This window comes from Parazoarcus communis SWub3 = DSM 12120 (assembly GCF_003226565.1).
GTDB classification, from domain to species: domain Bacteria; phylum Pseudomonadota; class Gammaproteobacteria; order Burkholderiales; family Rhodocyclaceae; genus Parazoarcus; species Parazoarcus communis.
Map to the genome: position 1 here is coordinate 16,408 of NZ_QKOE01000017.1, position 23,945 is coordinate 40,352.

The window sequence follows — 23,945 nt, forward strand, 5'->3', positions numbered from 1 at the left end:
TCTGGGCTCGAACAGTCGATTGTCAAGGAGCCCGCCATGCCTCTACTTTCACCCCTCTTCTTCCGCGCGCCCGCCATCCTGACCATCGCTGCCATGGCTATCGCATGCGGCAACCCCCACTATGGCGAAACCGTAGAGCTGGCGTGGCCGGAGATGCAATCCCTCTACCGCGTCGATGCAGCACGCGGGCAGGTGGAAGCCTTTTCGCTGCGTAGCGGCATCACCCCGCTTGGTCAGGTCAAGCTGCCACCCACGCTCTGCCCGGAGTCGGTGGCGCTGGACGTGGCAAGCAACCGTCTGTTGCTATGGAGCCGTCAAGGTGGGGTGGCGATCGACGCCCGCAGCTTGAAGACCGTCAGCAGCTGGACGGCCGATGATGCTGCGCCGCCGCGACTGACAGGATCGGGCATCTACGCCATGCCCTTGCCCGACCAGACCGGATGCCGCAGTCGCGTCAGGGTGCTGCACGCGCAAGGTGAAGCCGTCATGCAAAATTGACTTGCCAGATACCTGACAACTGGTCTTTAATGACTGACTAGTCAGTTATTAAAGACCCAGCATGCCTTCCCGACCGCCCTCAGCCCCCCCTTCTCGTCAACGCCGCAAGGAAGCACGGCCACAGGAGCTGACAGAAGCCGCACTCGCACTGTTTGTCGAGAAGGGCTACGCCGCCACACGCCTTGACGAAATCGCGGCCCGGGCGGGGGTCTCGAAAGGCACGCTCTACCTTTACTTCGACAGCAAGGAAGCCCTCTTCAAAGCGGTGATCCGCGAGGGCGTCATCCCCGCCATCGAGGCCGGCGAAGCGATGCTGGCCGAGCAACTGGATGATCCGCCTGCATTGCTGGCCGCCTTCCTGAACTGCTGGTGGGAGGACATCGGCAACACGGCACTGGGCGGAATTTCCAAGCTGATGATGTCGGAAGCCGGCAACTTCCCCGAGGTCGCCCGCTATTACGACGAAGAAGTGATCCAGCGTGGTCTGGCACTGTTGCGCACCGTCATTCAGACCGGCATCGATCGCGGCATGTTCCGCGCGGTCGACACCCGTTACATCGACACCTTGATGATTGCCCCGCTGGTGCACCTGGCGATCTGGCGTCACTCCTTTGCGACCTGTTGCAGCCACATCATCGACCCCCGCGCCTACGTCGAAGCCCATATCGACCTGGTGCTGAACGGCCTTCTCACCTCAGAAACACGCAAGGACAACGCGTGATGCCCGCTCCCCACATCCGACCCCTCGCCATGCTGCTGCTCACCCTTGCCAGCCTAAGCGCGTGCAGCCCACCTCCGCCCCCGCAACCGATCACCCGCAGCGTGCTCGTACGCACGGTGGGAGCCGACGCGGGCGCCCAAGCCCAGCAGGTGTACAGCGGCGAGGTCCGCGCACGCTACGAAAGCGAGCTGGGTTTCCGCGTCCCCGGCAAACTGACTGAACGACTCGTCGACGTCGGCACCTCCGTCCGCAAAGGACAAACGCTTGCCCGCCTCGACCCCGTCGACATCCAGCTGGCAGCGTCTGCCGCCAACGCGCAGTTGGCGGCAGCAGAAGCGGACCTGAGCCTGGCCCGGAGCGAACTCGCCCGCACCGAGGCCCTGCTCGCACGCCAGTTCGTCAGCGCGTCAGCGCTCGATAGCCGGCGCACCGCACTCCAGGCCGCCGAAGCACGCGTCCGGCAGGCGCGTGCCGACGCAGCCCGCGCAGCCAACCAGACCGACTACACCCGATTGCAGGCAGACAGTGACGGCATCATCACCGCCGTACTGGCAGAAGCAGGCCAGGTCATGAGCACGGGTCAGGGGGTCGTCCGCCTGGCGCGGCCTGGCGAGCGCGAAGTAAGGATTGCGATACCTGAAAGCCGCATTTCGGCACTGTCGATCGGCATGCCGGCGCAGATCCGGCTGTGGATGGATGCAGAGCGCACACTGACGGGCCGCATTCGCGAGATCAGCCCCGCAGCCGACTCGGCCAGCCGAACCTTTGCCGTCAGCGTGTCCATCGCCGACGGCAATACCGTGCCCCTTGGCACCACCGCCACCGTCGCCCTTGCCTCTGGCACCACGGTGACACAGACCCTGCCGCTGCCCGCAGTCAGCAAGGTCGGCGACGAAACTTCGGTATGGCTGGTGGATGCGCAAGGCCTGGTGCAACGCACATCCGTCACCGTCACCGCCTATCGCGAGGATGGCGCCATGCTGAGCACCCCCCTCCCTGCAGGGAGTCGCGTCGTGGTCGCGGGCGCCCACACCTTGACCGAAGGTGAGCCGGTACGTGCCATCGAGGAAGGCAGTCAACCCGCACTGGATGTCGGCCGATGAGCAGCCCACGCAGCCGGTTCAATATCTCGGCCTGGGGGCTGGCCCATCCGTCGATCGTGATGTATTTCCTGATCGCACTGACCCTAATCGGGCTGTTCTCCTACACCCGCCTGGGCCAGTCCGAAGACCCACCCTTTACCTTCAAGGTCATGGTTGTCCGCGCCGAATGGCCTGGCGCCAGTGCGGACGAGATGGCCCGCCAGGTCACCGATCGCATCGAGAAGAAGTTGCAGGAGGTCGCCCAGGTCGATTTCGTGCGCAGCTACTCGAAACCCGGCGAGGCGCTGATCTTCTTCCTCGCCAAGGATTCGACGCCAGCACATCAGATGGATGATGTCTGGTATCAGGTGCGCAAGAAGGTCGGCGACATGGCCGGCACCTTGCCCGACGGTGTGCGCGGCCCCTACTTCAACGACGAGTTTGGTGACACCTACGGCAATCTCTTTGCGTTACTGGGAGACGGCGTCCCCCATGCCGAACTCAAGCGCCAGGCAGATGCCATCCGTGGCGAACTGCTGCGCGTACCGGATGTAGCCAAAGTGGCCTTCTTCGGCGAGCAGCCGCAGCGGGTGTACATCGAACTTTCCAACAGCAAGCTGGCAACGCTGGGCCTGAACATCGCCGACATCGCAGGGGCACTGTCCAGCCAGAACAGCGTGACGGGTGCAGGTCATTTCGAAACCGAGGCCGAGCGCATCTGGTTGCGCCCCAACGGGGCGTTCGACGACTTCGACGCCATCGGCAACACCATCATCCGCGTCGGTACGCGCAGCTTCCGCCTCGGTGACATTGCCGACATCCGCCGCGGGTTGGCCGACCCACCTGGCGAGCGCATGCGCTTCATGGGCCACGACGCCTTCGGCATCGGTGTCTCGATGCGGGCAGGTGGTGACATCGTCGCACTGGGGCGACACCTGGACGACGCGGTCAGCCGCATCCAGGCCCAACTGCCTGCAGGCATCACCCTTGAACGCGTAGCCGACCAGCCGCGTGCGGTACGCAGTTCGGTGGGCGAATTCGTCAAGGTGCTGATCGAGGCGGTCGTCATCGTGATGGCGGTCAGCCTGATCTCGCTGGGCCTGCGCACCGGCATCGTGGTGCTGATCATCATCCCGGTGGTGCTGGCCATCACTTTCATGTTCATGCACCTGTTCGACATCGGCTTGCACAAGATCTCGCTTGGCGCGCTGATCATTGCCCTCGGCCTGCTGGTGGACGACGCCATCATCGCCGTCGAGATGATGGCCACCAAGATGGAACAGGGCTGGGAACGTGTCCGCGCCGCCAGCTATGCCTACACCTCCACGGCAATGCCGATGCTGTCGGGCACGCTGGTGACCGCCGCCGGGTTTCTGCCGATCGCCACCGCCGCATCAGCCACCGGGGAATATACCCGCTCCATTTTCCAGGTCACGGTGATCGCACTGCTGGTGTCCTGGGTCGCGGCAGTCCTGTTCGTACCCTATCTGGGCTATTACCTGCTACCGGACTTTCGCAAGAACAAAGGACGCGGCTCCCCGCTGATCCGCCTGGCAGGCCGGCTGTCGCCCGCATTGGCAGCACGCATGGCTCGCCATGAAAGTGCAGCACATCCCACACACGACGAGTTCGCGATCTACCACACCCCGTTCTACAACCGTTTCCGCGCGCTGGTGGATCGCTGCGTGCGCCACCGCTGGTGGGTCATCAGCCTAACCGTGCTGATTTTCGCCTTGTCGCTGGTCGCCTTCGCGCGCCTGGTACCGCAGCAGTTCTTCCCGGACTCCACCCGACCCGAACTGCTGGTTGACCTGCGTCTGGCCGAAGGGGTCTCGCATCAGGCCACCGAAGACGCCGTCAAGCGCCTCGAACGCTTCCTCGACAATCAGGAAGGCATCGAGAACTACGTTGCCTGGGTCGGTGCGGGCAGCCCACGCTTCTACCTGCCGCTGGACCAGCAACTTGCACAAACCAACTTCGCCCAGTTCGTCATCCTGACCAAAGGCAGCAACGAGCGCGAGGCCTTGCGCACCCGTCTGATACAGCTGTTTGCCGAAGAGCCCTGGCCACTACGGGCGATGATCAACCGCCTGGAGAATGGCCCGCCGGTCGGCTTCCCGGTGCAGTATCGGGTCAGCGGCCATGACTTCGCGGAAATGCGCCGCATCGCCCATCAGGTTGCGGACGCGATGCGCACCCACCCACAACTCTCCAATGTGCACCTCGACTGGGAAGAACCCTCCAAGTCCATCCGCCTGCACATCGACCAAAACAAGGCGCGCCTGCTCGGCGTCTCCAGCCAGGACATCGCCCGCCTGCTGACCACATCCTTGCAGGGCACGACGCTGACCCAGTTCCGCGAAGGCAGCGAGACACTGTCGGTCATGCTGCGCGGCAGCGCCGACGAACGCCTGCACATGAGCCAGCTGCCCAACCTGATGATTCCCGCTGCCAGCGGTCACAGCGTGCCCCTGGCTCAAGTCGCGATGGTGGAATACGGCTTCGAGGAGGGCGTGATCTGGCGCCGCGATCGCATTCCCACGGTTACTGTACGGGCCAACCTGTACGGCACCGTGCAGCCCGCGCAGGTCGTGGCGCAGTTGGCCGGTGACATTGCGGAAATCCGCCAGGCGCTGCCACTGGGCTACCGGCTGGATGTGGGCGGCGCAGTGGAAGAAAGCGGCAAGGGCGGCAGTTCGGTCGCGGCCGGTGTTCCGCTGTTCATCCTGACCGTGCTCACCGTACTGATGCTGCAGTTGCAGAGCTTCTCGCGCACCTTCATGGTGGTCCTGACTGCGCCGTTGGGCATGATCGGCGTCACAGCCTTCCTGCTCGCCTTCAACAAGCCCTTCGGCTTTGTCGCCATGCTCGGCACGATTGCGCTGTCCGGCATGATCATGCGCAACTCGGTAATCCTGGTGGACCAGATCCAACAGGACCTGCAGGCCGGACATCCGCCCTGGGAGGCCATCGTCGAGTCCACCGTACGCCGCTTCCGTCCCATCATGCTGACCGCTGCTGCTGCCATCCTGGCGATGATTCCCTTGTCGCGCTCGGCTTTCTTCGGTCCGATGGCAGTGGCCATCATGGGTGGGCTGACAGTCGCAACCGTACTGACGATGCTGTTCCTGCCAGCGCTGTATGCCGCCTGGTATCGGGTGCGTCCTGCCACACCGGAGACGGCATGAGGGCGTTCCAGCACATGCGAGCGAACCCATACGTGCAGTGCACCAAGTGGGCTAGAATACGAAAGTTTTTCTTTCGGATACGCTAAACATTAGCGTGTGCTAATATTTCGCCAGGAGTCCCTGATGAATTTCGAACAAGCGCGCTTCAACATGGTCGAGCAGCAGATCCGCCCCTGGGAGGTGCTGGATCAAACCGTGCTCGACCTCCTGATGACGGTCAAGCGCGAGGAATTCGTGCCCGCAAGCGCGCGTTCGCTTGCCTTCGCCGACGTGGAAATCCCCATCGGCTGCGGTCAGGTCATGCTCAAGCCGGTCATCGAAGGCAAGATCCTGCAAGCCCTGCAACTGCACAAGACCGATTCGGTCCTGGAGATCGGCGCCGGGTCGGGCTACTTCGCTGCCCTGCTCGCAGCCCGTACCGAGTGGGTGCGCACGGTGGATATCGAACCTGAACTGGTCAAGCTTGCCCATGCCAATCTGGCGCGCTATGGCGTTGAGAACGTGATCGTCGAAGAAGGCGATGCCGCCCAGGGCTGGGCCGAACGCGCCCCCTACGACGTCATCGTGGTGTCGGGCGGCCTGCCCTTCATCCCGCAATCACTGCTCGAACAACTCAAGGTCGGTGGCCGCTTGTTCGCCTTCGTTGGTGAAGCGCCCGTCATGAAGGCCCGTCTGGTCACCTGCGAAGCCGAAGGCCGCTTCCGCAGCGAAGACGTGTTCGAGACCCTGGTGCCGATGTTGCGCAATGCACCGCGCCACGACAGCTTCCGCTTCTGAGCACACACCATGCAACAGATTTCACCTGTCGAACTCGCCCAGTGGCTACAGGACACCCAGCGCCCCGCTCCCTTGCTGCTCGACGTTCGCGAGCCGTGGGAATACCAGCTTTGCCACATCGACGGCTCGCAACCGATGCCGATGGGTACGGTGCCCGCACGCATTCACGAACTCGATGCGGGGCGCGAAATCGTCGTGATCTGCCATCACGGCGGGCGTAGCGCCCAGGTTGCCATGTTTCTCGAACGCCAGGGCTTCGCCAAGGTCATCAACCTGAGCGGCGGCGTCGCCGAATGGGCTGGCCGAGTCGACCCCAAGATGCCCCAGTACTGAACCCGGAGAACCTGATGAAGCGAGTGATAGCGGTCTGTCTTTCCAGCCTGTTCGTCGGAGGTGCCAGCGCCGCCGATCTGATGCAGGTGTACCGTGACGCACTCGCCAACGACGCCAGATTCTCCGCCGCACGCGCACAGCTTGAAGCGGGTCAGGAAAAAGTCATCCAGGGTCGTGCCGGTCTGCTGCCCAGCCTGGGTGCTTCGGCCAACACCACCTGGAACGATGTCGATTCACGCACCAGTACCGGCATCAATGCGGACGCCCGTTACAACAGCAATGGCTACGCCCTGCAATTGACCCAACCGCTGTTCCGCTGGCAGAACTGGGTGCAGTACAAGCAGGGCGAACTACAGACTGCGCTGGCCGACACCCAGTTCATGCAAGCACGGCAGGACCTGATCCTGCGGGTATCGGAAGCCTACTTCAACGTCCTCAACGCCCAGGACGCGCTGGCCGCCGTCACCCAACTGCGTACCGCAGCAGCCGAGCAACTGGAAATTGCCCGGACCAGCTTCGAAGTGGGGACGGTCACCATCACCGATGTGCACGAAGCCCAGTCGCGCTTCGACCTCGCCCAGGCGCAGGAAATTGCCGCCCAGAACACACTGGACGTCAGCCGCCAGACCCTGGCTCAGATCATCGGCAAGGAGCCCGACGTACTGGCAACGCTACGTGAGGGGGTCGCACTGCAGCGCCCGCAGCCGGACAACATCAGCGACTGGGTCAGCGCAGCAGAACGCGATGGGCTGGAGGTGCAGACCCAGCAACTGAACCGCGAAATCGCCACCCGCGAAGTCGAACGTACCCGGGCAGGCCATCTTCCCACGGTAGATCTGGTCGCCACCCACGCCCGCAACAACCGCCCCTCCACGGCACTCGACCGCAACGAGAGCACCTCGCTCGCGCTACAGCTCAACGTCCCGCTTTACCAGGGCGGCGGCATCTCCTCGCGCGAACGAGAGGCTGCCGCACTCAAGCTCAAGGCGGACGCCGACCTCGAAGACGCACGCCGCAACGCCGCGCTTGCTGCCCGTCAGTCCTGGCTGGGGGTCACCAGCGGTCTGGCACAGGTTCGCGCACTTGAGGCAGCCCGGGTGTCATCGACCTCGGCACTTGAGGCCAACAAGCTGGGCTATGAGGTAGGGGTGCGGATCAACATCGACGTGCTCAACGCCCAGAGCCAGCTTGCCGATACGCTGCAACAGCTGTCTCGCGCACGCTACGACACGCTGCTGGCCCAACTGCGCCTGAAAGCGGCCGCTGGCACGCTGGACGAAGCCGATGTTCAGGCCATCAACGCACTACTGGCGCCCTAAGAACGCTCCCTGCCAGCACTCCGGCGGGATTCCTCCCGCCCATGACCGTCCTCACCCTGCATTGGGCGAGGTGACAACCCCGCCGACACGGGCCGAGCCGCCTGCCCTCATCATCGCCATGCGATAGATCAGCGGGATGGCGAAGAGGGTGAGCACGGTGGAGAAACCCAGGCCCCAGACGATGCTCGCTGCCACCGGCCCCCACATCAGCGACTTGCCCCCCAGCCCGACAGCCAGCGAAAACAGCCCGCCAATCGTCGTAATGGAAGTGATCAGGATTGGCACCACCCGCCGACGGGCAGCGTAGATTGCCGCATGCTGCACCGACATACCCGCCTCGCGTCGTTCATTGGCTGCAGCAATCAGCACGATGGCCGAATTGACTGCGATACCGGTCAGCGCAATGACCCCATACAGGGTATAGAGCGACAGCGGATTACCCGATATCAGCAAGCCAAGCACGACGCCGGTAAAAGCCAGCGGCACCGTCACCAGAATGATGAACGGCTGCCAGTAGCTGCGGAACTGGGTCGCAAGGATCAGATAGATCAAGCCCACGCCCAGCGCAAACAGCTTGCTCATCGAATCGATGCTCTCCTCGATGTCTTCCAGCTCGCCGGAATAATCCAGTTCAACCGCCGGGTAGGCCTCGCGCATCTGCGCCCATGCAGCCTTCAATCGCTCATTGGCTGTTACGGTATCGATTTCACCACGATCGAGCTCAGCCTCGACCGTAATCGCGCGGGTCAGCTGATAGTGACGGATATAGCCTTTCGAGAGACGAACCTGATGATCGACCAGATCTCCCAGCTGCACACTACGCCCGTCCTGCAGCAACACTGGGCGCTGCAACAGCTCGGTAATGTCGGCCATGGATTCCGCCGCCGCACGGACGACAACCTCGACCTTCTCACCGGCATCCCGGGTCGTGGCAACCATCTCGCCTTCACCATACAGCCTTAGCAAGCGCGAAACTTCGCCCGCACCAACACCGGCACGGGCCAGCTTCTCACGATTGAGCACCAGCCGCAGTTCGCTGCGTCCTGGCACATCGTCGTCGGTGATGTCGCGCACGCCGGGCAGCTTGCCAACCTCAACCAGCAGGGCATCAGCTGCGGCACGCAACTGTACGTAGTCGTCCGAGCGCACCTTGATGCTGATCGGCTTGGAGGTCGGCGGCCCACCCTTGAGCTCGAGGAAGGAGAAGCGCCCCTCACCGTTCAGTGCTTCCACCCGCTCACGCAATGCCGCAATCACCTCCGCGGTGTCGCGCATATCTTCCTCGCGCGGCAATAGCGACACCAGCACCTGGCCATACTGATCGCCATACACCGGTTCGGTATCGGTAAACTTTAGACCGGCATAGCTGGTGACCGCACGCACTTCATCACCATTCAGAGCATCCTCGACCACCTTGCGCGCGCGCTCTGTCTCAGCCAGCGTACGCTCCAGCGTGACGCCTGCCGGCATATCGACGCTGATGTAAAACAGACGCATTGAATCGAAGGCAAAAAACTCGACCTTGACCAAACCGCTGCCCAATGCACCCACGGCACCCGCCATCACCAGCATCAGCGCCGCAGCCATGCTCTTTGGCCGACGCAGCACCGCAACCAGCGCCCGCGCATATTTGACCCTCACCCAGTGAGTGAAGCGCTCGCGCCATACCTGGGTGCGCGTGCGCTGCCCGCCGAAATCGGGCTTGAGGCTCAGGATATGCGTTGGCAGGATCCAGAACGCCTCAAACAGGCTGACCAGCAGGCCTACGGTCACGACGAAAGGCACCACAAACATGAACTTGCCCAGAATGCCCGTCAACAGCATCAGCGGCAGGAACGCGGCAATCGTGGTCAACACCGACGCCAGCACGGGCAGGCCAACCTCAGCCACACCACCGATCACCGCGTCATGAGCCGGTTCTCCACGCTGCATGCGGTAGTAGATCGACTCCACGATCACCACCGCGTCATCCACCAGCATCCCCAGCGCAATCACTACACCCAGCAGTACCGTCAGGTTCAGTGTCGAGTCAATCATGTTGGCCGCGACAAAAGTGCCGGCCAGCGCAAAGGGCACGCCGATGCCCACCAGCAGTGCCAGACGCGAACCGAGGAACAGCCAGCACATGCCAAGCACCGCCGCCAGCCCGAACACTGCATTGGACTCCATGATGCCGATGGCGTTGCGGGTGGCATGTGTCTGGTCGTCTACCAGCACCAGTTCCAGACCCTGCGGCACCAGCAGGCGATTGCGTTCGACAACGAAGTCATTGAGCCGATCGACCAGATCGAGCGTGTTGGCGCGCGCATCCTTGGTCACCGACAGCATCACCGCCGGCTGGCCGTTGTACGACACCAACTGCGCGGGACGTTCGTGTCCACGCGCAACCGCCGCCACCTCGTCCAGCGCAACCCGCCCCTGAGGGGTGACCACCGCGACCTGTGCCAAGGTTTCCGGATCGGGCGTTTTCCCCTCCAGACGCACCAGCCAGTCACGGTCACCGACTTGCACCCGTCCCCCCAGAGTATTGGCAAACCAGGCAGCAACGCTGTTGGATAGCTGAATCGGCGACAAGCCTGTCGCCGCCAGGCGGGCAGGGTCGAAATCGACCTGCAGTTGGGGATCATCGAAACCGGCAGCGATGACCTGATCGACGCCAGTGACCCTCTCCAGCGCCTTGCGGGTGGTAAAGGCGGCCGACCGCAGCGCCTCCCCCCCAGTGCCACGCAACACCAGGATTGCGGTGGGAAAGCCGTTCGACGACGTGATCTCCAGCACCTGCGGGTCGTTGGCCTCGGGAGGCAGTTCGGCAGCTGCCTTGTTCTGGATCTCGCGCCGCAGATCGTTGATACGCTTGTCGAAGGTGCGTTCGGGAATCTCCTCGAAACGTACCAGAATGGATGACACCGCCTCTCGACTGGACGAAGACACGAAGCGGATATCCTTGACCTGCTTGATCGCATCCTCAAGCGGACCGGTCAGCTCTCGCTCCACATCCTCGGCCGACGCACCGGGCAAGGTGGTGATGATGCTCACCCAATTGAAGTTGATCTCCGGATCCTGCGCACGCGGCATGGTCAGATAGCTGAACACGCCCCCCAGCAGCACCAGCACAAATGCAATGTTGGCCAGCGGATGATTGTCAATCAGCCGCCGGTAGAAGCCGCTCACTTCGCCCCCTCATGCGCTGACAGTGAGAAGCGGCCGGCGTCGATGACCTGCGTTTCCGGCGGCAGATCGAGTGGCACCGCCCTGCCGGCCTGCGCTGCCGGTAGCGGGTGGAATACCGCCCTTCCATCACGCGCCAGCCATACCCCCGTCGTACGCTCATGCTGCAGCAGGTAATCCGGCGGTAGATGCGGAGTTGCCCCCTGCCAGCGCAACTCACCGGCCAGTCCGGGCGGCAGGGGCTGCCCTGCACTCAGCACGACGGTGCGTGTCTGACCCGCACGCTCGAGCACCGGCGAAACCCTCACGATGCTGGCGGGTACGCGGGCATCGCCCACATGCAGCGACACCGTACTGGCCTGCTGCAAGATGCCCACCATGCCCGCCGGCACCTGGGCATGCACCTCGGCTGGCGCACTCGAAGCCAGAGTGAGCAGTGCTGTTCCTGGTCCCGCAAGATCGCCGACACTGGCCTGACGCTCACGCACCACACCATCGAATGGCGCCCTCACCACCGTACGGGCCAGGGCGAGACGTGCGGCATCCAGGGCCGCAACGGCCGCGGCGCGCTCATTGCCCAGCACGGACAGTTCAGTCTCCTTGATACGCAAGCCATCCGCACTGATGAAGCCCTTGCCGGCAAGCGCACGCGACTGCTCCAACTGTGCCTGCGCCAGCCGGATGCGACTGGTGACCAGGTCAACCTGAGCCTGCGCACGCTGCGCTTCAATCCGGAATCCGGCATCGTCCAGCCGGACAAGCTCTGCCCCCTGACGGACGGCCTGCCCCTCACGCACGGGCATCGCCACGACCCGCGCGGACACCTCTGCGGCCAACCGGGCCTCGTCACGCGCAATGACCACCACCGGCGCACGGAACTCGGGGAAGACCGCCAGCTCGCCCAGGGGGCGGGTCGTCCATTCGGCAGCCTGAACGCTGGCACACAAGCACAACAACACAGCAGGTAGGAGCTTCATCGGATTGATGGCAAGCGAAAATGCAGGAATAGGGAACACGCAGGGGAGAAATATCGAGCCCCATGCGCATCAAGGGTGTCAGGCGTCGTCGATGACCTGGAAGGTCAAGGTCGGCGCGGTGAAATCGCCGGGTGCCGCCCCCAGGCCGATCTCACCACTACCATGCAGCATGCAACTGTCACGCTTCAGCATCACCGGCGAAGCCGCACCCTTGAAACTGACCCAGGTGCCATTGCTGCTGAAATCGGTCAGCACGCACTGACCTGCAGTCCACTCGATACGGGCATGGCGCCGCGACACCCGGGGATCGTTGATGGAGAATCCCACCTCGTCACCACGACCAATGACCAATGGCCCATCGGACGACAGCAACTGCAGGTGCTGATCGAGCAGATCGAGATGCAGGCGCTGGCCAGCGGCAAGTCGCCCGCGCCCATCGAGCATGTCCAGCGGAATCGTCAGCGTGGTTTCGGCGGTTCTGGCCCAATCTATCCGCCAGACACGCAGGGGTTCGGCCTTGCCCTTGACCATGATGCGGTCGAGGCTGCTGCACGACAGGCGTTGCAACTCGGGAAGACGATTGAAGACCGACTCGCTGACCAGAATCTCCCCCGCTTCGGCACGATCGGAGAGCCGGGCAGCGACATTGACGGTGTCGCCGTAGCAATCACCATCCTGCTCGATGATCGCGCCATGGGCGATGCCAATCTTGAAGGCCAGCGGCGCATGGCGGAACTGCTCGGTATTGAGGTCGTGCAGGATGTCGCGGGTGCGGGTGCACGCCTCGACCGCAGCCACGGTGTCATCGAACGTCGCCAGCACCCCATCGCCAAGAAACTTGACGATACGGCCGCCGGCACGCGCGAAATGCGCTCCGAGTGCCTGGGTACAGCGCGTCACGACATGCGTCGCTACCACGTTACCCGCCGATTCGAACAAACCGGTGCTGCCAGTCAGGTCGGCAAACACGACGGTTTTACCCGCTTGCTCCACACGCCTCCTCGCCCGTTTGGGTTATTGCCCTGCCAGGAGACTGCCGGGCTCCTGGATACCGTGAAAAAAGTCACTTGACGGCGGAACGTGATCCTAGCATTACCGACCCGAATCGTCATCGATTTGCATGCACCGCACCAATCCTGCCTGCTCGGACAGACGGTGCCACCATGAAGTTGCGTACCCCAAGGATCACCTGCCCCCCCGATGCAACTGATCAAGCGCGCATGCGAACATCGGTGCCACGCTGACGACATTGGTCGAGTGGGCCACGCTATCGGTGCTCCAGATCTCACCCACGCCTGCATCCTGTACGTTTTGCAACGCAGCACCGGCAAACAAGGCATGGGTCACCGCAACGTCTACCGAAACAGCACCCGCCTGCAGGGCCAGACGCGCCGCAACCGCCAGCGTATGCCCACTGCTGGCAACATCATCGACCAGCACCACCTTGCGCCCGGCCAGTGGAACGCGGGGCAGTTCGATCGCGACCTCGCAATCGCCATGACGCACCTTGGTACAGACGGCGTGATCCAGTCCAGCATGCGCCGCAGCGACCGACACCCACTGTGCAGACTCTCCATCCGGCCCCAGCAGCAAAGCGTCCGGGCGCCGCTCGGCCACCAGCTCAGCCAGCAATGGCGCACCACTCAAGGCTATCGCCTGACAACCGGGCATCACCTCGGCCAGAGACGACACACGGTGCAGATGTGGATCAACAGTCAGCACAGCATCGAAAAGTCCGGCCAGGAATCCGCCAATTACCTGCTGGCTGACGACCTCACCAGGTGCAAACGCCATGTCCTGTCGCATATAAGCCAGATAGGGACACACCAGCACGATCCGATGCACGCCACGCTGACGTGCCGAACGTGCGACGAGCAAGAGTTCGATCAGCTTGTCGTTTGGCAGCTGCAATCCGCGCAGGACCACCAGGTTTTGCGGCAAAACTTCGGGCAGGCGCAGGCGCAACTCTCCGTCGGGAAAGCGATGACACTCGACACGACGGGCTTCCAGCCCCGCTGCTTCGGCAAGGCGCAGCGCCAGCCCCGTTTCATCCTCAAAGTACAGCAGTACACCCGTCATGATCAGAACTCCACGAAACAGTGTGGCACCTCAGCAACCTCGCCCAGCTGATAGCCACTGGCCCGAACGCAAGCCTGACGTGCAAACTCAAGATCGGCGGCATAGTCAGCGTACACCCGGTACAAAGGCTGACCCACCATGACCGTGTCACCCAGCTTGCAGAACAGGTCCACACCTGCGCCCTGCACCTTGGGCGCCCCGGCCAAACGGGCAATACGCGCCAGTTGCTGATTGTCGATGCCCGTCACCACGCCATCGCGCTCGGCCTCAATGTCAAAATGCAGGCAGCCCAGTGCCAGTTGCTCAAGCTGAAAGGTACGCGCGCCCTGGGCCTGTATGATGGCCCGCATCTTGGCAAGCGCCCGTCCCGAATCGAGGATGTCGCGCGCAATCGCAAAGCCGTCGCCTCCGCGGACATCCGGATCAAATTCAAGCATGCGGCCGGCCAGGCGCAACGCCTTCTGACGCAGATCGTTGGGTGCAGCAGGATCGTTCTCGAGCACCTGCATCACATCACGCGCCTCGAGCACCGGCCCGATACCACGCCCCACCGGCTGGCGGCCATCGGTGATGACGACATCGATCGCCAGATTGATGCGACCGGACACGAACTCGAACAACTTGCGCAGCCGCTGTGCCTCGGGCATCGATCGCACCTTGGCGGTGGGTCCCACCGGGATATCCAGCACCAGATGTGTCGATCCCGCGGCGATCTTCTTCGACAGGATGGAGGCCACCATCTGTCCCGGAGAGTCAATCGACAGCGGACGCTCCACCGAAATCAGCACATCATCTGCCGGCGACAGGTGGGCCGTCCCCCCCCAGGCCAGGCAGGCACGGTGTTCACGCACGATCTCGGCCAGGACATCCATCGGCAGTTCGACATTGGCCAATACCTCCATGGTATCGGCTGTGCCCGCCGGCGACGTGATGGCACGTGACGAGGTCTTTGGGCACAACATGCCGTGTGCTGCCACAATCGGCACCAGCAGCATCGACGTCCGGTTGCCCGGGATACCACCAATGCAATGCTTGTCGACGACGGTACGCTCACGCCAGTCCAGCCGGCTACCGGCATCCACCATCGCCTCGGTAAGGAAATACACTTCCTCCCGGTCGAGCTCGCCCTGATTGGAAGCGACCACGAAGGCAGTCAGCTCGATCTTGGAATAACGATGCTCGGCAATGTCGCGCACGATGGCGCGAAAATCGGCCTGTCCGAGGCGCTCACCGGCAATCTTGCGATGCAGGGCTGGAATCGACGAGGGCGGTTCAGCTTGCGACACCGATGCAGGATGCCCATCCGCCACCCCTAGTTGCGCAAAGGCATCCTCCGAAAGACCCAGTTCGCGACAACCCACGATCGACTCATCATCGACCACATTGAGCGTGGCCAGAATACGGCGACCGTTGGCGCGAACCTCGACCTTGGAGAGGGCCTGAAACCCCTCTGCGCGATAGGCCGGACAATCGCGATGCAGATAAACCACATTCTCGCGATAAGTATCGATTGCAACTCGGCGCAAGCTCAGGCGCCGAGGCTGCGCATCCATCACACCCGGATCCGCCTCAACCGGCGACAGTGCCACAGGCTCATCCGCAATCCGGTCATTGGGCTCGTTCATGGGAACAGTCAGGCCAGAGAACAGTCATGGGTCAAGCCTACACCCCTGACCGCCTGAGGGCACGCTGCAAGCGCACACGCGTGTCCGCGCTGCAACTCGCACACGCCGGACTTCACCAGGATGACGGGCAAAGGGGTCGCGGCGAAGGCCCGCATGGCGTAGCATCTTGGCCCTTTCCTGCTGGACAGCACGCTCCCATGTTTACCTCGCCAGCACGCGCCTGCGGCGTCGACTTCGGCACCTCCAACTCCACGGTCGGCTGGCTACGACCCGGGATGGCCACCTTGCTTGCCCTCGAGGATGCGCGCCCGACCTTGCCTTCCGCAGTGTTCTTCAATGCCGACGAGAATACGACCTGCTTCGGCCGGGCTGCCTTGGCGGAATACCTTGAAGGCTATGAGGGCCGTCTGATGCGGGCCCTGAAAAGCCTGCTGGGCAGCAGCCTGATCGACGGTCATACCGAGGTGCTGGGCCGAGCCCTCTCCTACCGCCAGTTGCTTGCCAGCTTCATTCGCGAACTGAAGCGGCGTGCCGAACAGCAGGCGGGTCGCAGTTTTGACCAGGCAGTGTTCGGGCGTCCGGTACATTTTGTTGACGACGACCTCGTCGCCGACCGCAGAGCCGAGGACACGCTGGCCGAGATCGCACGCGAAGCGGGCTTTCGCGAGGTCAGCTTCGAGTTCGAGCCGATCGGTGCCGCCCTGCACTATGAAGCGTCGCTGACCCGGGAAGAGCGTGTGCTGATTGCAGATATCGGCGGCGGCACGGCAGATTTTTCGCTGGTACGCCTTTCGCCGGAACGGGCATTGCTCGAAGATCGCAGCGCCGATCTGCTTGGCAATGCCGGCGTTCATATTGGCGGTACCGACTTCGATCGCGCCCTCAGCCTTGAATGCGTGATGCCCCTGCTTGGCTATCGCGGCAAGATGAAGAACGGCGCAGAGGTGCCTTCGAGCATTTTTTTCCAGCTCGCAACCTGGCATACCATCAACTTTGCCTACAGCCGGCAAACCGCGTCGGACCTGCAGCACATCTACCGCGACGCGGCCGCACGCACCGAGCTGGATCGTCTGTCACGCCTGGTCGGGCGGCGTGAAGGGCATTGGCTGGCCTTGCAGGTAGAACAGGCCAAGATCGACCTGTCGGAGAACGAAACCGCCCAACTGACGCTGGACCGCCTGGAGCAAGGGCTGAACCATACGATCAGCCGCGAGGCCTTCACCCTCGCAACCCGCACGCTGGTGGAACGGGTCGCCGCTACCGTAGATGAATTGCTGAAAGAGTCGGGTCTGGCGCGCGAACAGATTGACACGGTGTATTTCACTGGCGGCGCCAGCGGGGTCACCCAGCTACGCGCACGGATCGCTGCAGAACTGCCCGGGGCACGCTGCGTGGAGGGTGACCTGTACGGCAGCATCGGCGCCGGCCTTGCGGTACAGGCCGCCCGCCGGTACGGCTGAGCGCCAGGGGCGAGACATCCGCCCCTGGCGCAAAAGCTCAGACCGCAGCCGGAGCGGACGGCAAGGCGATCTTGTTATCGGTGCTGTACTGATAGTCGTGGAATACGTGCTCGGCGCTGAGGATCTGGTAGCTGCCGTCGGCATTCTGCCGGGTGGTGTCCTTGAGCCGGTAGGTATAGTGCCCGCAGGTCCAGCAATCAAAGTTGCGCATATGGGTGCACAGACAGGTCTTGTCCCATACCTTGATCTTGGCATCTTCGGGGTGTGCCGCCACCTCGCGGTTGTAGGCATCGATATACTGGCAGTTACCCTTGGCATCGAGCAGATAGCCGAACGCCTCACAATTGGGACGGATGCCACTGCCGATCGCGGGGCTGCTCTTGAGCATACGCATCGGGTAACCCGTCGGTGAGATGCCGTTGACCTCGATCTGATCCTCGCTGGCCTTGAAGTACTCCTGCTGCACGTCTTCGGGCAGGCCGCACTCGGTGGTCACGGTGAATCGGGTGGCCACCTGTACCGCTGCCGCACCGGCTTCGAGGAAGTTGACCGCATCCGAACCGGTAAAGATGCCACCAGCCGGAATCAACGGAATATCGAGCTGCTCGGCCTTGAGCCAGTCGCGGATCTCGGCGGTGATCGTCGCCAGGTCATATTGCGCCCAGTCCATGCCAAAGCCCAGGTGACCGCCGGCCAACGGGCCTTCGACAACCACGTAGTCAGGCAAGCGACCGGTGCGCGCATTCTTTTTGAGGAAGAGCTGCAGGGCGCGCAGCGAAGACACGATGATGCCCAGCTTGACATCGTTGAAGCGCGGGTGATCCTGGATCAGCGCGAAAGACCCCAGGTGCAGGCCGGCGGCCAGCGTGATGCCATCGATACCGTTGTCCATGGCGGCCTGAAGCCGGACCCGCAAGGTTTCCTTGGGGCTGTTCATGGTCAGCTTTTCCATGCAGTTGATGAACACCAGACCCGGGCCACGCTTGGCCTCCATGGTGCGCCCGACGTGCATGGCAGTCGCTTCGGCAAGCAGGCCGAGGTCGAACTGCACCACCGACTTGTCAGAGTTGGCAACGTTGAACTTGTACTGCTTGAGCTTGTTCTTGACGTACTTCGTGTTGAAACGGCGGTCGGATACCGTCGGCACCATGGCGTCGGAAATATGGCCGATGCCGCCCAGCCGCGCCGCCTCCAGCGAAAGCTCGGCGGTCGAGATGTCGACCCCCATGCCACCGACCATGATCGGAACCAGTTCGTGCGAGCCCAGCCGCAGGCGAAAATCATCAACGCGCTTCATGTCCAGAATATCCGTTTTGCCACAGTCCGACATTATCGCCCAGCCAGGCAACACATGACATCAAAAACCGCCGATTAGCGCCTGTAGGTCCATCGATACGCGGCTTCGATACCACTCACGCCCGACCGCATGGTGCTCACCTTACGCCTTTGGGACGAGCTGCTCCCAGAGCAGCTCCACTGGACCAGGACGACCAAACAGGTAACCCTGGTAGGCATGACAACCCTGATTCGCTAGGCAAGCACGCTGCGCCTCGGTCTCCACCCCTTCGGCAATCACCGACAGCCCAAGGCTGTCGGCCATGGTGATGATGGCGCGGGCAATCTCGGCGTCGTTGGGGTCGGTCAGCAGATCACGCACGAAGGAGCGATCGATCTTCAACTGATCCAGCGGCAGCCGCTTCAGATACGCCAGCGACGAATAGCCGGTGCCGAAATCATCCAGAGAGAACCCCACCCCACGCGCCTTCAACGCACTCATCTTGGCAATGGTGTCATCGACGTCGTCAAGCAGCAGGCTCTCGGTCAGCTCAAGCTTGAGCAAGCCCCCATCCACACCGTGACGTTCGAGGGCTGCGATGACCAGATCGACAAAACCGGGTTGATGGAACTGACGTGCGCTGACATTGACCGACAGTGTGAGCGCCGAGGTGCGGGCATCGGCGCGCCAGCGGCCCAACTGGGCACAAGCCTCGTCCAGCACCCACGCACCCAAGGGCAGGATCAGCCCGGTTTCCTCCGCCAGCGGGATGAAATCGAGCGGCGACACCAGCCCCCTGACCGGATGCTGCCAACGCAGCAGGACTTCCGCACCGACCAGCGCGCCCCCCTCATCCACCTGAGCCTGGTAGTGCAGCATGAACTGCCCCAACGAGAGCCCCAGGCGAAGGTCAGACTCCAGCATCGAGCGAGCGGTCAGCGCAGCCTGCATCTCAGGATCAAAGAAACACAGCGTGTTTCGCCCCGCGGCCTTGGCCTCGTACATCGCAAGATCGGCCTGCTTGAGCAGCTCATCCACCCTCAGGCCCCGACCCGCGAACACGGTCACGCCAATGCTGGGCGTACTGAAATGCGCACGCCCCTGCAACCCATAAGGCTGCCCCAGGCCATCCAGGATCTTTTCACCCACCGCGCGTGCACGCGACGCCGCCTCGGCGGCCTGCAGCCCCAGGCTGCCGAGCATGACGACAAACTCATCGCCGCCGATGCGTGCCACAGTATCCTCTTCACGCACGCAGGCACGCAGACGGTGGGCAACCTGCACCAGCAATGCGTCGCCCTGATCGTGCCCCAAGGTATCGTTCAAGGTCTTGAAGTTATCCAGGTCAATGAACAACAACGCGCCATGCTGGGCCGTACGTGCCCCCTGCGCAATCATCTGCTGCAGGCGGTCAATCAGCAGCCTGCGGTTGGGCAGGTCGGTCAGCGGATCGTAAAAGGCCAGGTGACGGATCTCCTCCTCCATCGCCTTGCGTTGGGTGATGTCGGTCGAGATGCCGCACAGGGCGTAAACCGTCCCGTCCTCCCGCCGCAACGGCAGCTTGATCGACAGGAATGCACGCTCAACCTTGCCATCCAGGGTCGTATTGACCTCTTCCAGCGCCACCCGCTCTCCCTGCTCGATCACCGGCGTGTCGTTCTTGCGCAGATTGGCCGCCGTCTGCATGTCAAAGAAGTCCTCATCGGACTTGCCAACCACCCCCTCCAACTCGCGGCCAAACAGTTCGCACACCCTACGATTGGCGTACAAATACCGATAGTCCCGATCCTTGATATAGATGTAGGCCTCGACGCTATCCAGAATGGTCGCGAGCTTGTCCTCGCTCTCGCGCAGGCTCTCCGCCTGGACCTGCAGAGCCAGGCGCTGCGCCTGGTTCTCGTCGTGGTACCGCTTGAACAGGCGCCCCGACCAGCGCGAGAAGAGCCATGACCCCAGCAGCGCAATCGACAATGCAAGCCCCATGGCCAACAACAGACCATGTACCCTGGGGCCACTCGCAGCCTCATACGACTGCCGCTCATGCGCTAGCGCGCCGCGCAACTCGTCCTCGAAGACCGCAGCAACCAACACCCAGCCCCACGGCTGTGCCGTCTCCACCCGGGCCAGCTTGGTCGCCAGCTGCCCGGTCGCCGGATTGGGCCACTGATAGCGGACCAGTCCACCGCCCTCCCGCGCCTTGCTGAACAGGGTCTTCAGTGCCGCCGCTTGCGCAGGCGGTAGCTCGCTGTAGTGTTTGCCTTCCAGCTCGGGTGCCGATGGTGACAGCAGGGAACGCCCCTCGGCATCAATCATGCCGATATACCCACTCTCGCCAAACCGGATGCTGCGCAGGCGGGCAATGGCCTCCTGCTGAAGGCGTGCCTCCCACTCGTAGGTATAGTCCCCCGTACCGATCAGCCAGTCATAGGGCGGAAAGTAGCGCACATAAGCCAGCTTGTCGGCCATGCGGGACGGGTCATCCGGACGATACCAGCGGTAGCGTGAGAACCCTTCGCCACGCGGCTTGCGCGCCGCCTCGATCAGACCGCGCATGATGTAGTGCCCGGTATCGTCCCGATTGTCGGGCAGCAACTGGCCCTCGAACTGCGGCGCGGTGGGCAGCAGCACGAAGCGGCCACTCATGTCATCAATGAAGTAGTAACCCCGCCCATCGAAGAAACGCACCGGTCTCAGCGCCTCGATGATCAGGCGTTGGATCTCGGCATCCGGCCGCTGCCCGGACTCGCGAGCATGAATGGCCTCGACGATCTGCATCGCTGCATCGACCGGCTCGACAACCGCTCGGCGCAAGGTGTCTTCGGTGCGTGAGCGGGTAAATTCCAGGTATGCCAATGCAGAAGCCATCTCGGCATCGAGCCTGGCCTCGACCTGACGCGTGACCACCTGCTCCAGACGGCTGATCGACGCACGATGCGCCTCGATGTACTGCCACGAAAAGAAGCTGCCCAGCGCCAGCGTCAAGACCACGACCACGACCAGCGTGCCGATCAGGTGGAGTCGAGGAATGGTTCTGGCTTGGTTGGAGAGGGACACGATGGCGACGGCTGAACGACTCAGACTATGACTTATTGAGTAGTCGGATTCTACTCGCCACAATCGGCAACCGCGTCGCTGCACGGTGAAAACCGTGCAAAAGTCCCAACCGGGATGTCAATGATCTGCCGAGAGGGCCGCCTCGACGCGGTTCCTTCCATGCGCCTTGGCGCTGTACAGGGCTTTGTCCGCCAGGCTCAGCGCCTGATCCGCGGTCGAGCTGGCATCGAGTTCCACAAGACCAATACTGACGGTGACGCCCAAATTCACTTCACCATAGACAATATTGAGCGCCTGAACCGCCGCCCGGATCCTTTCGGCGAGTTGCCGAGCCTGATCGAGTGCAGACTCCGGCATCAGTACGGCAAACTCTTCGCCGCCAATCCGTCCAGCCACATCGGTCGCCCGCACCACATCATGAAGTGCGACCGCAACGCGCTGAAGTACCAGATCACCCGCGGCATGACCGTAACGGTCGTTGATCTGCTTGAAGTGATCGAGATCCAGCATCAGCAGCGCCGCGTGGCGCTTCATCCGCTGGACTCGTGCCAGCTCGTCAGTCAGGCGTGCAAGAAAGTGCCGCCGGTTCGGCAAACCCGTCAAGGCATCAGTACTGGCCTGGTAAGCCAGCGAGCGCATATTGGTCACGTCCTGCAGCGCGCCGAAGACGCGCACCGTCCGCCCTTGTTCGCGAACCGCACGCCCCACCACCCGCAGCCACATCTCGCGTCCCGCGACATTCACCAGCGGCAACTCGACATCCCACGCCCCCCCGTCTGCAATTGCCTTGTCAATAGACCGCTCGAGCACCGGCCGGGCATCTGCGACCACCATGCGCACAAGATCAGCAAGCGGCATTTCACATCCAGCCGACAAACCCAACAGCTTCGCCGCCTGTGGCGCGGGCACGAACGCCCGCCGATCAAGTGCGAGTTCCCAGCCACCGACGCCTGCCAACTCACCTGTCTGCTCCAACAACAAGGCGTTCTCCGCCAGAACATGCTGCTGACTGCGGAGGGAGGCCTCGCTGTCCGCCAACCAGCGTGCAAACGGCCGGAAAATGAATACTGCCTCGGCCACCAGCGTCAGCAGGGCCAACAGCCAACTCACCTGGGCAACCTGCTTGAGGCGCTCGATCTGGCGCTTGGACAGGGCATCCCATTCGAACACCAGCGCATCCATGCGCTCGACAAACCGGTTGCTGACATCAATGGCAGCGCGCAGCAGCGTTTGATCAGGCAGAACGCGCGTCATCAAGGTCGTCGATATCTGGGCCTGAAGTTCCTGCACGTCTGGATCCAGCGCCACCAACATCTGCCTGATCGATGCATCCTTGGCCGGCGGCAAGCCCAGTCCGGCATCCCCTTCCAGCAAACCTGCATGCGTGCGCACCCATGCGGTCAGATCGCCATCCAGACGCGCCCACACCGAGCCTGCCACGCGCGGTTCAAGCGCCAGAGCCGCCAGATCCTTGACCATGCGCTGCGACAACATCCGCTGCCGCCCCGCCAGATTGATGACGCGAGAATCGCTCTCAGCAGCCTCCAGCGCCTGCCGCATGAACAGGTGGCCGCCCGTCACCAGCAAGGCGACCACCGTCAGCGCAAATACATAGCGCACGGTCAACCGCACAGCCGGGCTGTTCGGCGTATTGGGGGATAAGGCCTTCTGATCGCTGGCCATCGATCTTGCCAAAGTAAAAGGCGGCACGACAACGCAAAGCAATCCGCGTGCAGGGCCGCACGTCAAAGCGATGTTCAACGCATGCTAGCGCACTGAACAACCGCTGTCGTCCACGCTACCCCCGCCGGCTTAACGGATTGACACCCCTACGCCCGGGACGAACCTTTCCATGGGCGGAGCAAGCGGAGGCCGATCAATGCGATGCACCACCTTCAGCAGCACCCCCTCCGCCAGAGCCTCCGAACACTCGAAGCCCAGGCGCTGGGCAAATGCCAGCATACGACAGTTCGTTGCCAGAACGATACCGTAGATCTCCTCCAGAGCATGCCGCCGGGCGCTGGCGAGCAGGGCGTCGACCAGCCGGCGTCCCAGCCCCTGCCCATGCCAATCATCCGCAACGGCAAGCGCAAACTCTGCGGACCGGGTGCCGGGCTGTATGCAATAGCGGGCCGATGCCAGCTCCACCGGAACCGGGTCGGTCACATCCAGAACGATGAAATCGGCACACTCGCGCGGATCGGGGCTACACAATTGCAGCAGCTCCTTGTCGGCAAAAACGACATCACCCCGACCGAAGCGGAAGTAGCGCGAACTGAAGGACAAACTCTCGATGAACGCCTGTGAAAGGCGGACATCCTGCGGACTCACCGGTCGCAAGACCAAGTTCCGCCCCCCTGCGCACCACCTTGCTTGAAACGTATCGCC

At 62.8% G+C, this 23,945-nt stretch carries 17 protein-coding genes; 8 read left to right on the plus strand and 9 right to left on the minus strand.

From position 1 onward, the window contains the following. The first annotated feature begins 36 nt into the window (after positions 1 to 36). The 7 genes from DNK49_RS18185 to DNK49_RS18215 all read left to right on the plus strand — a co-directional run bounded on the left by DNK49_RS18185 (position 37) and on the right by DNK49_RS18215 (position 7,918). Positions 37 to 498 (plus strand): hypothetical protein, encoded by a 462-nt coding sequence (locus DNK49_RS18185; RefSeq protein WP_110527869.1) that lies wholly within the window; start codon positions 37 to 39, stop codon positions 496 to 498. A 61-nt stretch (positions 499 to 559) separates the two neighbouring features. Beyond that, entirely contained in the window at positions 560 to 1,219 is a 660-nt protein-coding gene (locus tag DNK49_RS18190) for a TetR/AcrR family transcriptional regulator (RefSeq protein ID WP_110527872.1), read from the plus strand. Next, positions 1,219 to 2,322 (plus strand): efflux RND transporter periplasmic adaptor subunit, encoded by a 1,104-nt coding sequence (locus DNK49_RS18195; protein ID WP_243632434.1) that lies wholly within the window; start codon positions 1,219 to 1,221, stop codon positions 2,320 to 2,322. Before DNK49_RS18190 ends, DNK49_RS18195 begins: the two co-directional genes overlap by 1 nt. Continuing rightward, entirely contained in the window at positions 2,319 to 5,489 is a 3,171-nt protein-coding gene (locus tag DNK49_RS18200) for an efflux RND transporter permease subunit (protein WP_110527875.1), read from the plus strand. Before DNK49_RS18195 ends, DNK49_RS18200 begins: the two co-directional genes overlap by 4 nt. Positions 5,490 to 5,612: 123 nt before the next feature. Then, complete coding sequence (locus tag DNK49_RS18205; RefSeq protein ID WP_110527878.1) at positions 5,613 to 6,266, plus strand: protein-L-isoaspartate O-methyltransferase family protein; 654 nt, start codon at positions 5,613 to 5,615, stop codon at positions 6,264 to 6,266. Positions 6,267 to 6,275: 9 nt separating this feature from the next. After that, positions 6,276 to 6,599, plus strand: coding sequence for a rhodanese-like domain-containing protein (locus tag DNK49_RS18210; RefSeq protein WP_110527882.1), 324 nt, complete (start codon positions 6,276 to 6,278; stop codon positions 6,597 to 6,599). Between the two features lie 14 nt (positions 6,600 to 6,613). Further along, positions 6,614 to 7,918, plus strand: coding sequence for a TolC family outer membrane protein (locus DNK49_RS18215; protein WP_110527885.1), 1,305 nt, complete (start codon positions 6,614 to 6,616; stop codon positions 7,916 to 7,918). 51 nt (positions 7,919 to 7,969) lie between these two features. Here DNK49_RS18215 and DNK49_RS18220 read toward each other — a convergent pair whose 3' ends face one another. The 5 genes from DNK49_RS18220 to DNK49_RS18240 form a co-directional block, all read right to left on the minus strand. After that, complete coding sequence (locus DNK49_RS18220) at positions 7,970 to 11,089, minus strand: efflux RND transporter permease subunit (RefSeq protein ID WP_110527888.1); 3,120 nt, start codon at positions 11,087 to 11,089, stop codon at positions 7,970 to 7,972. Then, complete coding sequence (locus DNK49_RS18225) at positions 11,086 to 12,063, minus strand: efflux RND transporter periplasmic adaptor subunit (RefSeq protein ID WP_110527891.1); 978 nt, start codon at positions 12,061 to 12,063, stop codon at positions 11,086 to 11,088. The genes DNK49_RS18220 and DNK49_RS18225 overlap by 4 nt, the downstream gene beginning before the upstream one ends. 78 nt (positions 12,064 to 12,141) lie before the next feature. Next, positions 12,142 to 13,056 (minus strand): adenylate/guanylate cyclase domain-containing protein, encoded by a 915-nt coding sequence (locus DNK49_RS18230; RefSeq protein WP_110527894.1) that lies wholly within the window; start codon positions 13,054 to 13,056, stop codon positions 12,142 to 12,144. A 192-nt stretch (positions 13,057 to 13,248) separates the two neighbouring features. Next, a complete protein-coding gene (locus DNK49_RS18235) occupies positions 13,249 to 14,142 on the minus strand; it encodes a ribose-phosphate diphosphokinase (protein WP_110527897.1) in 894 nt (297 codons plus the stop codon). A gap of 2 nt (positions 14,143 to 14,144) precedes the next feature. Then, on the minus strand, positions 14,145 to 15,767 hold the full coding sequence (locus tag DNK49_RS18240) for a thymidine phosphorylase family protein (protein ID WP_243632435.1): 1,623 nt from the start codon (positions 15,765 to 15,767) through the stop codon (positions 14,145 to 14,147). 197 nt (positions 15,768 to 15,964) lie between these two features. On the opposite strand from DNK49_RS18240, the gene DNK49_RS18245 reads away from it, so the two are divergent. Continuing rightward, a complete protein-coding gene (locus DNK49_RS18245) occupies positions 15,965 to 17,227 on the plus strand; it encodes an Hsp70 family protein (protein ID WP_110527899.1) in 1,263 nt (420 codons plus the stop codon). A 37-nt stretch (positions 17,228 to 17,264) separates the two neighbouring features. On the opposite strand, the gene DNK49_RS18250 is transcribed toward DNK49_RS18245, so the two are convergent. The 4 genes from DNK49_RS18250 to DNK49_RS18265 all read right to left on the minus strand — a co-directional run bounded on the left by DNK49_RS18250 (position 17,265) and on the right by DNK49_RS18265 (position 23,897). Continuing rightward, positions 17,265 to 18,524 carry a nitronate monooxygenase gene (locus DNK49_RS18250; RefSeq protein ID WP_110527902.1) on the minus strand — a complete coding sequence of 420 codons (1,260 nt, stop codon included), beginning with the start codon at positions 18,522 to 18,524 and terminating at the stop codon, positions 17,265 to 17,267. A gap of 141 nt (positions 18,525 to 18,665) precedes the next feature. Beyond that, positions 18,666 to 21,557 carry a bifunctional diguanylate cyclase/phosphodiesterase gene (locus DNK49_RS18255; RefSeq protein ID WP_243632436.1) on the minus strand — a complete coding sequence of 964 codons (2,892 nt, stop codon included), beginning with the start codon at positions 21,555 to 21,557 and terminating at the stop codon, positions 18,666 to 18,668. A 117-nt stretch (positions 21,558 to 21,674) separates the two neighbouring features. Next, positions 21,675 to 23,240, minus strand: coding sequence for a diguanylate cyclase (locus DNK49_RS18260; protein ID WP_110527905.1), 1,566 nt, complete (start codon positions 23,238 to 23,240; stop codon positions 21,675 to 21,677). A 129-nt stretch (positions 23,241 to 23,369) separates the two neighbouring features. Beyond that, a complete protein-coding gene (locus DNK49_RS18265) occupies positions 23,370 to 23,897 on the minus strand; it encodes a GNAT family N-acetyltransferase (RefSeq protein ID WP_165843374.1) in 528 nt (175 codons plus the stop codon). Positions 23,898 to 23,945: the final 48 nt, after the last annotated feature.

Excerpts from the sequence above, each read along its gene's own strand:
- DNK49_RS18185 (WP_110527869.1), top strand. The coding sequence starts at position 37 with ATGCCTCTACTTTCACCCCTCTTCTTCCGCGCGCCCGCCATCCTGACC.
- DNK49_RS18190 (WP_110527872.1), top strand. The coding sequence starts at position 560 with ATGCCTTCCCGACCGCCCTCAGCCCCCCCTTCTCGTCAACGCCGCAAG.
- DNK49_RS18195 (WP_243632434.1), top strand. The coding sequence starts at position 1,219 with ATGCCCGCTCCCCACATCCGACCCCTCGCCATGCTGCTGCTCACCCTT.
- DNK49_RS18200 (WP_110527875.1), top strand. The coding sequence starts at position 2,319 with ATGAGCAGCCCACGCAGCCGGTTCAATATCTCGGCCTGGGGGCTGGCC.
- DNK49_RS18205 (WP_110527878.1), top strand. The coding sequence starts at position 5,613 with ATGAATTTCGAACAAGCGCGCTTCAACATGGTCGAGCAGCAGATCCGC.
- DNK49_RS18210 (WP_110527882.1), top strand. The coding sequence starts at position 6,276 with ATGCAACAGATTTCACCTGTCGAACTCGCCCAGTGGCTACAGGACACC.
- DNK49_RS18215 (WP_110527885.1), top strand. The coding sequence starts at position 6,614 with ATGAAGCGAGTGATAGCGGTCTGTCTTTCCAGCCTGTTCGTCGGAGGT.
- DNK49_RS18225 (WP_110527891.1), bottom strand. The coding sequence starts at position 12,063 with ATGAAGCTCCTACCTGCTGTGTTGTTGTGCTTGTGTGCCAGCGTTCAG.
- DNK49_RS18235 (WP_110527897.1), bottom strand. The coding sequence starts at position 14,142 with ATGACGGGTGTACTGCTGTACTTTGAGGATGAAACGGGGCTGGCGCTG.
- DNK49_RS18240 (WP_243632435.1), bottom strand. The coding sequence starts at position 15,767 with ATGAACGAGCCCAATGACCGGATTGCGGATGAGCCTGTGGCACTGTCG.
- DNK49_RS18245 (WP_110527899.1), top strand. The coding sequence starts at position 15,965 with ATGTTTACCTCGCCAGCACGCGCCTGCGGCGTCGACTTCGGCACCTCC.
- DNK49_RS18250 (WP_110527902.1), bottom strand. The coding sequence starts at position 18,524 with ATGAAGCGCGTTGATGATTTTCGCCTGCGGCTGGGCTCGCACGAACTG.
- DNK49_RS18260 (WP_110527905.1), bottom strand. The coding sequence starts at position 23,240 with ATGGCCAGCGATCAGAAGGCCTTATCCCCCAATACGCCGAACAGCCCG.